8 protein-coding genes are annotated in these 13795 nt (G+C 48.6%); 1 reads left to right on the plus strand and 7 read right to left on the minus strand.

Features of this window, described 5'->3' with window-relative positions:
- Positions 1 to 119 precede the first annotated feature (119 nt).
- Complete coding sequence (locus NNX04_RS19470; protein WP_261946883.1) at positions 120 to 3089, plus strand: hypothetical protein; 2970 nt, start codon at positions 120 to 122, stop codon at positions 3087 to 3089.
- Between the two features lie 70 nt (positions 3090 to 3159).
- On the opposite strand, the gene urtE is transcribed toward NNX04_RS19470, so the two are convergent.
- The 7 genes from urtE to uca all read right to left on the minus strand — a co-directional run bounded on the left by urtE (position 3160) and on the right by uca (position 13770).
- Positions 3160 to 3912 carry an urea ABC transporter ATP-binding subunit UrtE gene (gene urtE, locus NNX04_RS19475; protein ID WP_261946884.1) on the minus strand — a complete coding sequence of 251 codons (753 nt, stop codon included), beginning with the start codon at positions 3910 to 3912 and terminating at the stop codon, positions 3160 to 3162.
- Positions 3902 to 4714, minus strand: a complete 813-nt coding sequence (gene urtD / locus NNX04_RS19480; protein WP_007644328.1) for an urea ABC transporter ATP-binding protein UrtD — start codon at positions 4712 to 4714, stop codon at positions 3902 to 3904. Before urtD ends, urtE begins: the two co-directional genes overlap by 11 nt.
- The gene (urtC, locus tag NNX04_RS19485) at positions 4714 to 5880 is read right to left on the minus strand and encodes an urea ABC transporter permease subunit UrtC (protein ID WP_261946885.1); all 1167 of its coding nucleotides are present in this window, start codon (positions 5878 to 5880) and stop codon (positions 4714 to 4716) included. Before urtC ends, urtD begins: the two co-directional genes overlap by 1 nt.
- A 90-nt stretch (positions 5881 to 5970) precedes the next feature.
- Positions 5971 to 7650, minus strand: coding sequence for an urea ABC transporter permease subunit UrtB (gene urtB / locus NNX04_RS19490; protein ID WP_261946886.1), 1680 nt, complete (start codon positions 7648 to 7650; stop codon positions 5971 to 5973).
- Positions 7651 to 7793: 143 nt separating this feature from the next.
- On the minus strand, positions 7794 to 9092 hold the full coding sequence (gene urtA / locus NNX04_RS19495; RefSeq protein WP_261946887.1) for an urea ABC transporter substrate-binding protein: 1299 nt from the start codon (positions 9090 to 9092) through the stop codon (positions 7794 to 7796).
- 216 nt (positions 9093 to 9308) lie between these two features.
- The gene (locus NNX04_RS19500) at positions 9309 to 10031 is read right to left on the minus strand and encodes a GntR family transcriptional regulator (RefSeq protein ID WP_040392864.1); all 723 of its coding nucleotides are present in this window, start codon (positions 10029 to 10031) and stop codon (positions 9309 to 9311) included.
- A gap of 118 nt (positions 10032 to 10149) precedes the next feature.
- On the minus strand, positions 10150 to 13770 hold the full coding sequence (uca, locus tag NNX04_RS19505) for an urea carboxylase (protein ID WP_261946888.1): 3621 nt from the start codon (positions 13768 to 13770) through the stop codon (positions 10150 to 10152).
- Between the last annotated feature and the right edge of the window lie 25 nt (positions 13771 to 13795).

Raw genomic sequence — 13795 nt, forward strand, 5'->3', positions numbered from 1 at the left:
TCATTTGCCTGGGCGATCTTTTACTCAGGTTAGATCCAATTGCTACCGAAGGGTAGTTAATCGCTTGAGAGGAGATAGGGAACTAATAATAACGGCAACAATAAATTCAGGTAGATACGATGACGACAATCAAGATGGTAATACTGTCAGTGGCAGTATTGGTGTTAACCGCGTGCGGTGGTGGAGGCGGTGGCGGGGGTGGAGGATCCGGTGGCGGTACAGCAAAAGGTGCCTTTACGCTCGATAAGTCCAGTCTTTCCTACAGCCAGCGGTCGGGCGAGTTTTTAAATCAAACTATTCAAATAAATGTGACCGGTAGTGATGTGACCTATGTGGTTGCAGGTTTCGATGAAGGCCAGTCGGAAGTGCCTTGGTTGTCGATGTCATTGTCGGGAAGTGGCAGTCAATACACGCTTGATATCTCCGCCAGTTCATGGGGTATGGCGGCCGGTAATTACTCGGCTAATTTTACTATCGCAACCGGCGACAAAAATGAAAAACCGCTGCAGAAACGCGTGGTGAATGTAACGCTGTCGGTGACCGAAAACTTTGCGTTTTCACAAGCAACCATAACGCGCTACGCCGTTGCGGGCAAACCAGTGGGTGATCAGTTTGCCGATATTTGGTTTGCTGGAAAAAGCACAGCTGCGTGGACAGCGACCTCATCGGCTCCCTGGTTGGTGATCTCCAATCCTACGGGTACTGGAGGCGGCCAGTTGATGCTAGGGGTTGATACTCGCGACCTAACGCCCGGTAACTACACCGGTACTGTGCAACTTGCTGAAAACGGCAATGCAACCAATAGCGCAAGTTTGCAATACAACCTGACCGTGGTAGCACCGCTGGTATTTTCGGCGGCACCTGATGAGCTTATTTTTGTGGCTGGCCTTTCGGGTTCGGATTACCGGGCAGAGCTCCCGTTTAGCGGTGATGCGCAAACCAATTGGATGGCTTCTACCGATATTCCGGGCGTATCTATTTACAACGCGGAAGGCAGCGGTAGTGGCAATATTGAGTATCGCCTTAACCCTCTATGGTTGTCCGAGGGGACTTACACCGGGCGCGTTACCCTGGTCGATAAAAACGACTTTTCTAACATTGACCACCACACTATGAAAATAATTGTGGAGGCGCCTATCCAGTTTTCTGAACTGGCCATGACGCGTGCGCAAGAGCTGCAGGCTAACCCCATCGTTTATGGGTCAGATAATTTGCAGCGCAGTTTGGAGTTACCTTTCACCGCTGGAGATCACGCCCAGTGGACATCCATTAGCAATGCGCATTGGCTGACGACCAGCAATGTGGTGGGAACCGGTTCGGGCAGCTTGCAATTGCAGATAAACGCCAGTGGTTTGCCAATCGGGACCTATCCGGCCGAGCTGCGCTTGGAGGATTATTTGAATCCGCAAAACCAGGTCACCCTCAATCTGACCTTGGTAGTGGCAGCCCCAACTTTGACAGTTACCAGCGAGAACCTGTTGCTGGGTGGCAGCGACGGCTTGGGCATCGCCCAGGCTAACCTGGGCTTTGCGATTAATACCGGGGTCAATGGCTATGATTACTCGGTGAGTGCCCAAACCGAGGCGAATGGGGATTGGCTGACAATCAGTTCAGGTTCCGGCCCCGGCACTGTGAACAATAGCGGCATAGTGACCGGCGCTGGTGTAAATCTTAACCTGACGCCACTTGCCTCCCTGATTTCTGGTACCCATGCCGCCAACCTTGCATTGCGGGTTGAAGTTGGCGACCAGGTGTTAACCCGCACTGTAGCGGTCACCTTCAATAAAGAGGCTAACCGTTTGGTGGCGAGCAATCTCGGGGTTGCCTTTACCGCCGCACCATCCCGTTCAGTACTAACTCGCACACTCAAAATCAACAGCTCCATTGGGCGCGATGATGTTCCCTGGGTAGCGGTTTCTAATCAGCCTTGGTTGACCGTGACTGGCTCGGGGCTGACGAGTGAAGATCTGGTGCTCACTGCAGATGAAACGGCTCTTGCTGTTGGTACTCATATTGCCGAAGTGAGGGTAAGTTCGAGTGATAGTAACGTGGAAAATGAAGAGGTGATTCGCGTTGGTTTAACGGTATTGGACGCTGATCCCGCCGATGCCAATATTAATCTGGCATCTACTTTTAGCGTTTCCGATGCTATCGCCGGCATAGGCCGTTTTGGGTTGGTCGCGAACCCCGTTGAGCCTTGGGTATATGTAGGTTTGGGCAGTCAAATCAATATTTACAACCAGTTCAGTGGCGCGTTGGTACACAGTTATATGCCGGCAGTAGGCTCGATTGGCAGCATGGCGATTAGCCAGGATGGTACAAAGCTTTACGTGCACGATCCGGTGAACTTGAAAGTGGTGGAGTTATACGCGGACACTGGCGACACGGTAAACAGCTTTACGGTGGTGCCGTCCGAATGGTCTTCGCTCCATACAGTGCTTATGCCCGGTTATTTCCGTCCCAATGGTCGCCCGCTCTTGTTTGTGGCCGGTACGCGCATTTTTGATCTGACCACAGGCGAGCAAGTGGCGGTAGAAGGGGGGTACGACTCCTATTTCTACAGCATATCTACCAACCAAAACCCCAATTGGGTCGCGGGTTACGATGGTTCCCTGATGGAATATTTTTATTCAGCTCTGGGAGGCGGCAACGGCACGTTAACAGCCACTGTTAAATCCTCGGTTTCCTACGCCCAAGGGCGTGCCGGACAGGCTTGTGTGGATGCGGCAGGTTCACGTGTGTACACCGCAAGTGGTGCGCCTTATGAGTTCTCGGGCGTCGGCATTGTGAGTCAAACCCTGGAGCAAGTCTTGCCAGCTACTGCCTACCCCAATTCTGTTGTTTGTGGTTGGAATGGAGTTTTGGTAGGCGGTGCAGGTGCCTACTATGATGCGCAGGATATTTTTGTGTACAACACAGTGACCGGGCAGAATTTGGGCAGCTACAGCTCTTCGACTGAAAATGGCTATCGCTATTTGCTGGATCGTGGCTTGGTGCTCTCGGGGGATAACCAGCTTGTCAGTGCGCTCAGTTATAGCGATTCAACCCAGCTGCTATTGCGAATCTTTAGTGTGCCGGCAATACCCTGATAAACAAAAAAGGCCGCGTTAATCCGCGGCCTTTTTTTCAAACACTATTTTTAGCAATCCTCATGCATTTTTACACACTCAAATACCGCTGCACCAAATCATCATTCAAGTTGGCGATAGGGCCGGTGGCGACTACGCTGCCTTTTTCCATAATAAAAAAGTCATCGGCAACACGGCGGGCGAAGGGGAGTTTTTGCTCGACGAGTAATACAGTTAAACCACGTTCGCGATTGAGCTTGCGAATCACTTCACCAATATCACGCACAACGTTGGGCTGAATGCCTTCGGTCGGTTCGTCCAGAATTAATAATTTGGGGTCGAGCACCAATGCCCTCCCTATAGCTAGCTGTTGCTGCTGACCACCCGATAAATCCCCGCCACGGCGATGTTTCATTTCTTTAAGCACCGGGAATAATTCATAAATCAACCCGGGAATAAAACGGGCTTTGTCTTTGCGTGCCCCGAGCGATATTTTTAAATTCTCTTCCACGGTTAATAGTGGAAAAATTTCGCGCCCTTGTGGCACAAAACCTATACCGCCACGTGCGCGATTTTCAGTGGAGAGTTTATTGATGTCATAACCGTTGAGGCTGATGATGCCATCGCGTACCGGCAGTAAACCGGTGATGCATTTGAGCAGGGTAGTTTTGCCTACGCCGTTACGGCCAATCAAGCAGCCGCAGGTGCCTTGTTTTATATTGAGCGACAAATCCCACAAAATATGGCTTTGGCCGTAATATTGATTGATGTTTTTTATTTCCAACATGGTTTGGTTGTCCTGATGCAATTCGCCGTTTTCTTTTCGCGCTGTGTTATTCGCCAAGGTAGACTTCAATCACTTTCGGATCATTTTGTACCTGATCCATAGTGCCTTCGGTGAGCACTGAGCCTTGGTGTAATACAGTGACTTTGCGTGCAATGGAGCGCACAAATTTCATGTCGTGTTCCACCACAATCACCGAGTGTTTACCCGCGAGCGATAATAATAATTCAGCGGTTTTTTCGGTCTCTTCACCCGTCATACCAGCGACGGGTTCATCGACCAACAACACCCGCGGGCTTTGCATTAACAACATGCCAATTTCCAGCCACTGTTTTTGCCCGTGGGATAGTGCACCTGCGTTTTTGTAGCGGTGTTCGGCCAAACCTATTTGTAACAACACTTCATCAATGCGGTATTTTTGTGCGGAGTTTAATTGTTGGCTCAGTGTCCACCACACACGTTTGTCGGCGGCGGTGGCCAGCTCCAAATTTTCGTACACACTCAGTGCTTCAAAAATGGTCGGCTTTTGAAATTTACGACCTATACCACCGCGTGCAATTTGGTGTTCGGACAACTCCAGCAAATTAATTTGCTGGCCAAAATACACACTGCCAGCATCGGGTTTGGTTTTGCCGGTGATCACATCCATCATTGTCGTTTTGCCCGCACCGTTGGGGCCGATAATGCAGCGCAATTCACCTTCATCGATGTAAAGGTTTAAATTGTTCAGTGCACGAAAACCATCGAAGCTCACAGTAATGCCTTCTACATACAAAATCGTACCGTGAGTGGTGTCCAGTGGAGCGCCAAAGTTGGGGTCGCTTTGGCCGAGGGTGCGACGGGCTTGTGAAAAAATATTCATTACACAGACTCCTTGGTCGCAGTGGTAGATTCGGCTTTTTTGTCGACATCTACTTTTACATTCTCATTGTCGGTTTTCACTGGTGCTTTTTTGAAACGGCTAAATAAACCTACTAAACCCTTGGGCAATATCAGCGTCACAATTACAAACAATGCGCCTAATGCAAACAGCCAAGTCTCTGGTGAATAAGAAGTAAAAATAGTTTTGCCGTAGTTGACGGTAAAAGCGCCAACGATTGCACCAAACAAGGTGCCGCGCCCGCCGGTTGCAACCCACACCACTAATTCAATCGAATTGAGCGGGGAAAATTCACCGGGGTTGATAATGCCCACTTGTGGTACATAAAGTGCGCCAGCAATACCCGCGAGCATCGCGGAAAATACAAATAACCACAGCTTGTAGGATTCCACTTTATAACCGCAAAAGCGCGTGCGACTTTCTGCATCGCGAATAGAGACAATAATTTTCCCCATGCGCGACGTCACAATATAGCGGCAGGCGATGTAGGCAAAAATCAACATAAAACCTGAAGCTAAAAACAGCGAAATACGCGTGCCATTGGCGGTGATGGGAAAGCCGAGAATATCTTTAAAGTCGGTCAGACCGTTGTTGCCACCAAAACCCATTTCATTGCGGAAGAACGCCAGCATCAGTGCATAGGTCAGTGCTTGGGTGATAATGGAAAAATACACACCGGTCACGCGTGAACGAAATGCCAGCCAACCAAATACAAATGCCAGTAGGCCCGGGATTGCAATTACCATTAACATCGCAAACCAAAACATATCAAAACCCTGCCAGTACCACGGCAATTCTTGCCAGTTTAAAAACACCATAAAATCAGGTAGCAAGGGGTCGCCGTATTGGCCGCGCGGACCAATCTGCCGCATTAAATACATGCCCATGGCATAACCGCCAAGCGCAAAAAATGCGCCGTGGCCAAGCGACAGAATGCCGCAGTAGCCCCAGATTAAATCCACCGCCAATGCGAGCAAGGCATAACATAAAAATTTACCGAGCAGCGTCACCATAAAGGTGGAGACATGCAGCGATGAAGTTTCCGGCACGAGAATATTGCAAATCGGCACCAGCACCATGGCCAGTAATACCAGGCCCAGCACAATCATGCCGCCGCGATCACTGAGTAATAAACGTTTGGCTAACATTTGATTCTCTCTTTTAAAATTCCGTCAATTCGGTGGTTGTTGGCATTTGCTCCTCCCCGTTGAAAAAGGGGAGGTCGGGTGGGGGTTAAATCAATCCGCCGCTGCGCGACCTTTCTGCGGGAAAATTCCCTTCGGTCGTTTTTGGATAAACAAAATCAACAACACCAATACCAAAACCTTGGCGAGCACTGCACCAGCGTAGGGTTCTAAAAATTTATTGATAATGCCCAAGCCCATGGCGCCAACCAGCGTGCCCCACAAATTTCCTACGCCGCCAAATACCACCACCATAAATGAATCGATAATGTAGGCTTGGCCAAGGTTAGGGCCGACGTTGGTGAGTTGCGAGAGTGCCACACCGGCGATTCCTGCAATGCCGGAACCTAGTCCGAAAGTCATGGCGTCCACCCAGCTTGCGCGCACACCAACCGCACGTGCCATGGCGCGGTTTTGCGAAACAGCGCGAACTTTTAAACCGAGTGATGTTTTTTTGAGAATGGCGAGCAGCGCAAAAAAAACAATCAAACCGAAGATAAAAATATATAACCGGTTGTAGGTAATAGAGAGCACCGGGTTAATGACCAACGATCCACTCATCCATTCCGGTAATTCCACGGCGCGATTCAAGGGTGAAAAAATACTGCGTGCAGCTTGCTGCAAAATCAAACTGATACCAAAGGTGGCGAGCAAAGTTTCCAGTGGGCGACCATATAAAAAACGAATGACACCGCGTTCAATGGCAATGCCCACCAAACCAGCCACAATAAACGCGGCAGGAATGGCAATCATTAAGCTGTAAGCGATTTGATTAGGAAATAGTTGTTGCACAACCCAAGTCACATAAGCACCGATCATCATCAACTCGCCGTGCGCCATATTAATAACACCCATAACACCAAAGGTAATGGCGAGGCCAATTGCGGAGAGCAGCAATACCGAACCTAAACTCAAACCGAAAAATACGTTTTCAGCAAAACGATAAGCAGCAATACGGTCCTCAATAGAATTCAATGCAAATTGTGCCTGTTGTTTTACTTTCTCATCGCTGTCGTTGGTGGCAATCTCTAACAACGCGGTGCGTACTTCTTGTTGCAAGCTGCCGCGTAAAATTTTTATTGCATCCAAACGAACTTGTTGTTCGCTGTTTTGTAAATTCATTAGGGCAACCGCGGCGGCAATGGCGGTGCGCACATCGTCATCCGGTTCGGTTTTTTGACGGGTTTCTAGTAGTTCAATAATGTCTGCATCAACACCATCAGCAATCATGCGATTCACCGCATCCAGACGAATAGTGGGATTTTTATCGTTTAAATTCAATGCAGCCAATACAGTGCGTAGCTGGCTGCGCATGGTGTTGTTAATTGGCACACGTTTAAGTGTACTGGTATCGGCGGTAATTTTTTCGCCGCTTAATGCATTGGTAAAGTTGCCAGATTTATCGGCAATTGCCACTAGCGGGTCGCTGGATTTGGTGGCGTAGAGTAAACCCTGTTGCAGTGCAGCAATGATGCTGGCAACACGGCTGTCGTCAAGTTGGGCGAGTTTTTTTGCGGTTTGGGCGCGTTTGGGCAGGCTGCCTTGGGTTAAGTCTTTAACCAAGGTGTCGAACGCAGCTTGTTCAGATTTTTCAGCAATAGCTGTGTTAGCGATGGTGGTATCGATTGCTGTGGGTTCAGCGTCTTGCGAAAACACTGTTGTTGGAATGCAGAAGGATAAAATTATCAACAATTGCAGCGGCCATCTTCCCAATGGCTTGAGTAGGTTTCGCATAGTCTTGTCTCTGTTAAAACAAAATATAAATAAGTAGGTAAATCTTTTTAAATTTTTGGTGTGGTGCTTAGGGTTTGGTACTCAGGGTGTGATGGAACTTGCGCTCCACCATACCCTGCAGATCAAAAGATCAAGCTAAACAGTTATTGCGCGGCAGCTGCACCCAAACATTTTTTGGTTTTGGTGTTGTAGTTGCCACACTTCAATTTAATCCAGTCGGATTCCAAATCTTTTGAACCATCAAGGAAGTCAGACCATGCATCGCCAGGAACCAAACCGTCGGTTTGTGAAACGGTAAGGAATTGGCCATCTTCTTGAATTTCGCCAATCAATACAGGCTTGGTGATGTGGTGGTTGGGCAACATTTTGCTGATGCCGCCAGTCAAGTTAGGTGCTTCTACACCGATGATTGCGTCAACCACTTTGTCAGTGTCGGTAGTGCCTGCTTTCTCAACCGCTTTAACCCACATGTTGAAACCAATGTAGTGTGCTTCCATTGGATCGTTGGTTACGCGTTTGTCATTTTTGATAAAGGCTTTCCATTGTTTGATAAACGCGGCGTTAGCAGGATTGTCTTCGCTCATGAAGTAGTTCCATGCGGCCAAGTGACCCACCAGTGGTTTGGTGTCGATACCGGAAAGTTCTTCTTCACCCACAGAGAAGGCGACTACGGGGATATCTTCGGCGGTTACTTTTTGGTTACCGAGTTCACGATAGAAAGGCACGTTAGCATCACCATTGATGGTAGAAACTACGGCAGTCTTTTTGCCCGCTGAACCAAAACGTTTAATGTCAGACACAATGTTTTGCCAGTCGGAATGACCGAACGGGGTGTAGTTGATCATGATGTCTTCTTTGGCAACGCCTTTAGACATCAAATACGCTTCAAGAATTTTGTTGGTGGTACGTGGATAAACATAGTCAGTACCCGCCAATACCCAGCGTTTTACTTCCATGTCATTCATTAAATAATCAACCGCTGGAATGGCTTGTTGGTTTGGTGCAGCACCGGTGTAGAAAACGTTACGTGAAGATTCTTCACCTTCATATTGCACGGGGTAAAACAATACACCGTTCAATTCTTCAATAACTGGTAATACTGATTTGCGTGAAACTGAAGTCCAGCAACCGAAAATGGCGGCCACTTTATCTTTAGTTAATAACTCACGGGTTTTTTCGGCAAACAGTGGCCAGTTGGATGCTGGGTCTACTACAACAGCTTCCAATTTTTTACCCAGCAAACCACCTTTTTTGTTTTGTTCTTCTATCAACATCAGCATGGTGTCTTTCAGCGTGGTTTCTGAAATGGCCATGGTGCCAGAGAGTGAGTGCAGTACGCCGACCTTAATCGTTTCGGCAGCTGCTGCACTGAATGAGGCGATGGTTAAGCCGCAGGCGATACCGAGTGCCCCGACATGTTTTGCTATCTTCTTCAGCTTCATGGGTCTATCTCCTAGATGGTTTTAATGACTCAGTGGTTTTTAACTATGCGCATTCATTGTTTCTTGAAAACTACCCAGTGAATGCAATTTTTCCGGTAACGCCTTATGCATAACGCTTATATTGGGCGGCAAAATTTTCTTCCATGATCTGGTTCATGTGCTTCAGGCATCAACCAGTTGCTGCTCTAATGTGAAATAGGTGTTGCTAACGAAAATTTATTCTGAATCTGCCGGATGTTGTTGCTGCGCTTCGTACAACATATGCAGGGTAATTTTTCTAACTTCGGCCTTGCTCGCTTCAATGTGTGTTTTTAAATAGCTTTTAGCGTCTTCTGCGCGGCGTTCAATAATGGTGCGCAGAATTTTGGCGTGTTCGTCGTAAGTGGCTTCAATACGATTGCGCTGGGTGAAATCAATGCGGCGAATAATGCGCAGCCGCTCGGTAATTTCATGGTGAATTCGTGCCATTTCCATATTGCCGGTAGCTTCAATCAATTGTTCGTGAAAGCGTTCATCCAGGCCGCATACGGTTGGGCCGTCTTTTAAGCGGTCTTCCGGTTTTACCAGCCAAATACGTTTTACATCTTCCAGATCGGGTGCGGTTTCCATTTCGCACAGTTTTTTGATGGCGGCTAATTCCAAGATAATGCGCACGTCATAAAGCTGTTCAAATTTTTTGAAATCAAACGGGTTTACTTTCCAGCCACTGCGAAACGAAACATCCACATAACCTTCGCGCTGCAAACGTGCGAGCGCTTCGCGCACGGGGGTGCGACTGGCAGCAACACGTTCAGCAATTTCGTTTTCACTGAAACGATCGCCGGGAACCAAGCGAAAAGAAAAGATATCGTCTTTGATAATTTGATAAATCCGCTCCGTTAAATTGGTGCGCGGTTCATCGGTTTTCTTTTTGGTTTTGTCGGTTTTGATTAATTTCATTTTTTCACCGTAGGTTGGAACGGGCCGCGCAGGTAAGCGTAGCGCCTTCCGACATATATATTGTTCATGAAAATTGTCGGAAGTCGCTGCGCTCTTCCAACCTACGTCCCTGCTTAACTTAATCCGTCTCAAGCACCAACAACAAATCACCCGCATTTACTTGTTTTCCCGGCTCACAATGAATTGCAGTGATTTTTGCGGCGCGATCGGCATACACCGAAAACTCCATTTTCATGGCTTCAACAATTAACAGCGGTTGGTCGACTTCTACCATTTGGCCGGGTTCAACTAACAGTTTCCAAATGTTGCCGCTAATGTCGGCGGTGACGGCATGCCCATCCACTTCAATTGGGCCAGTTGATACTTTTGCTTGCAGTGCCGCATCCACTTGTTTTTCTTCATCGGCTTGCCAGAGCGCAACTTCTTGGGTGAAGGCGGCTTGTTGTTTGGTTTTAAATTCAGCAATGCTGGCAGCATTGTCTTGCAGGAATTGTTCGTGTTCTGCGAGGCTAAAATAATCTTCTTCAATTCGCAGGCTTAAACGGCCTTCGCGGAATGCTTCGCGTTGTGCCGTTAATTCTTCTTCAGTCACTTCGTAATAGCGCACACGGTCAAAGAATTTCAGCAGCCATGGTTCGCCATCTTTAAAGATTGGATTTTTGAGAAATTTATTCCAGATGGGCAGCGTACGCCCGACGAGTTGGTAGCCGCCGGGAGAATCCATGCCGTAAATACACATGTATACGCCGCCGATGCCGACAGTGCCTTCTGCAGTGTAAGTGCGTGCCGGATTGTATTTGGAGGTGAGCAAGCGGTGACGCGGATCAACCGGAACTGCACAGGGAGCACCGAGATAAACATCGCCCAACCCCAAAACCATGTAGCTAGCATCAAACAAGGTTTGTTTAACTTGTTCGATGGAATCCAGGCCATTAATGCGGCGCATAAATTCAGTATTGCTTGGCAACCAAGGGGCTGTGTCGCGCACGGATTGGCGATAGCGCGCTACTGCATCCAGCGTTGCCGAATCTTCAAAGGCCATCGGCATATACACGATACGACTGGGCACTTTAATATCGCGCGCGTTACCGAGCGTTTCTTCAATCACCAGTAGCTTATCGATTAATTGCTGTTGGTGAATCACGCGGCTGTCGTAATTAATTTGCAGTGAGCGCACACCGGGTGACAACTCGATCACGCCATTAATGGGTGATGCCTTTAATGCTTCCATCAACGCATACACACGCAGGCGCAAACTTAATTCAAGAACATTGTCGCCGTATTCAAGCAGAATATATTTGTCGCCTGCTTGACGATAGCTCACCAGTGGGCGGCTGCCTTCGGGTGGTAATGCGGCGACTATACAATCGGAAATAGTGTTTTCCGGTTTCACAATCGGTGCGAGCAAAACTTCTGGTTGTGCACTCAGGTTTTCAATGGCGCGGTCGGTAGATAATTCCAGCGCGAGTGCAGCGTCGAAGCTCAAACGTTTAAAACGAATTTTATCGCCGGGTTTTACTTGGCCAACTTTCCACAACTCTGCTTTGACGATGGTTACCGGGCAAACAAATCCACCAAGGCTGGGGCCGTCTTTGGTGAGGATTACCGGCATGTCGCCAGTGAAATTAATGGAGCCAACGGCGTATTCGGTATCGTGAATATTCGAAGGGTGCAGACCCGCTTCGCCGCCATCGCTGCGCGTCCAGGTTGGTTTGGGGCCATTCAAACGAATGCCTAAACGGTTGGAGTTGTAGTGAACTTCCCATGCGGTTGAAAAAAACATATCAATCGCATCTTCCGTGAAAAAATCGGGCGCGCCGTGTGGGCCGTAAAGCACACCAATTTCCCATTCATTTGGATAGCTTGGAATTAATTCAACGGGTGCTGCTGCAGCTTCATAGGTTGGTGCGGGCGTAGTGCAAGCAGTAATTGCCGGATTGCTAATTGGCAACATATCGGTCGCGCGCAAAGTGCGACCTGCGTGACCACCAAATTGGCCGAGTGCAAAAGTAGAGCGGCTGCCCAAATACACCGGCACATCAAAACCGTTGCGTACGGCGAGGTAACCACGGCAGCCTTGCTCGGCTTTGCCCACTTCCAGAATTTGTCCGGCTTTAATGGCAACCGGTTGCCAGAAAGGAATTAATTCACCGTCAATTTTTGCAGGCGATGTTGCGCCAGTGAGCGCAATAATTGCATCGCGATGAAATTTTAATTTCGGTCCGATGATGGTGTATTCGAGTGCAGCAGCGCTTTCGTGGTTGCCGACAATACGGTTAGCCAAACGAAATGCGTAATCATCCATTGGACCTGACGGCGGAACACCAATGCTCCACAAACCAACACGGCCGGGATAGTCTTGCACGCTGGTGTAAGTACCAGGTTGCAAAACCTCGACAACGGGGGCTTGGTATTCAAAGCTGGCTAATTTGTTGGTCGCCACATCGCCATTGGCAAAAAAATCAGTTGCGATAATTTGGCGTAAATAATCCAGGTTGGTGGCAATACCTGCGGCGCGAGTTTCGTTAAGTGCGGTTTTCATTTTGCTGATCGCATCGGCGCGATCTTTACCGTACACAATAATTTTGGCGATCATCGGATCGTAATAGGGCGATACTTCGGTGCCGGTTGAAACCCAGGTATCGATACGTGCCGACTCAGAAAACACCACATCCGTTAACACACCGGGTGAGGGTTGGAAATCGCGCACCGGATCTTCTGCGTACAAGCGCACTTCAATGGCAGCACCTTGTGGATTGATTTCAATATCCAGTTTTGGTGGTGTGCCAGCGGCAGTGAGAATCATCCACTCGACGAGATCGACACCGGTGCAGGCTTCAGTGATAGGGTGTTCAACTTGCAGGCGGGTATTTACTTCCAAAAAGTAAAACGCATCGCGCGCGGCATCGTAAATATATTCAATGGTGCCCGCAGAGCGATAGTTAACAGCTTCGCCCAAACTTTTGGATGCGGCCAATAATTTATCGCGCGTGGCAGCAGGTAAATTGGGCGCAGGAGTTTCTTCAACCACTTTTTGGTTGCGGCGTTGCAATGAGCAATCGCGCTCGCCCAGTGCAAGTACATTGCCCTTACCGTCACCAAAAATTTGTACTTCTACATGGCGGGCGTTATCGACGAAGCGCTCAAGAAATACACCGCTGTCGCTAAAAAAGTTTTGCCCCAAGCGTTTTACGCTTTCATAAGCGGCGATTAATTCAGCTTCGTTATTGCAGCGCGTTAAACCGATACCACCACCACCGGCGGTGCTTTTTAACATCACCGGATAGCCGAGCTGCGCGGCAGATGCGACTGCTTCGTCAATCGAGTCCAATAAACCGGTTCCGGGAGTGAGAGGTACACCGGCTTTTTCAGCAATTTCACGCGAGGTGTGCTTCAAACCAAATTCGCGAATTTGTGCGGGAGTGGGGCCGCAAAATGCGATTCCTTCTGCTTCGCACTGCTCACAAAATTTTGCGTTCTCAGAGAGAAAACCATAACCGGGAATAATTGCCTGGGCACCCGTTGCTTTAGCGGCAGCGAGAATTAAATCGGATTTTAAATAACTTTCTGCTGCCGTATTACCACCAAGGCATATCGCTTTATCGCAGGCAGTGACGTGCGCGGAGTTGCGGTCTGCATCGGAATAAACAGCAACCGATTCGATGCCCATTTTTTTCAGCGTTTTGGCAATGCGTACCGCGATTTCTCCACGGTTAGCGATAAGTACGGTCTTCAACATGATTCTTCTCCGGCATTAATTCTGT

It is taken from the genome of Cellvibrio sp. QJXJ (assembly GCF_024452345.1).
In the GTDB taxonomy this organism is placed as follows: Bacteria; Pseudomonadota; Gammaproteobacteria; order Pseudomonadales; family Cellvibrionaceae; genus Cellvibrio.

Coding starts and splice junctions, on each gene's coding strand:
- NNX04_RS19470 (WP_261946883.1), top strand. CDS start 120: ATGACGACAATCAAGATGGTAATACTGTCAGTGGCAGTATTGGTGTTA.
- urtD (WP_007644328.1), bottom strand. CDS start 4,714: ATGAATATTTTTTCACAAGCCCGTCGCACCCTCGGCCAAAGCGACCCC.
- uca (WP_261946888.1), bottom strand. CDS start 13,770: ATGTTGAAGACCGTACTTATCGCTAACCGTGGAGAAATCGCGGTACGC.
- urtC (WP_261946885.1), bottom strand. CDS start 5,880: ATGTTAGCCAAACGTTTATTACTCAGTGATCGCGGCGGCATGATTGTG.
- urtA (WP_261946887.1), bottom strand. CDS start 9,092: ATGAAGCTGAAGAAGATAGCAAAACATGTCGGGGCACTCGGTATCGCC.
- urtB (WP_261946886.1), bottom strand. CDS start 7,650: ATGCGAAACCTACTCAAGCCATTGGGAAGATGGCCGCTGCAATTGTTG.
- NNX04_RS19500 (WP_040392864.1), bottom strand. CDS start 10,031: ATGAAATTAATCAAAACCGACAAAACCAAAAAGAAAACCGATGAACCG.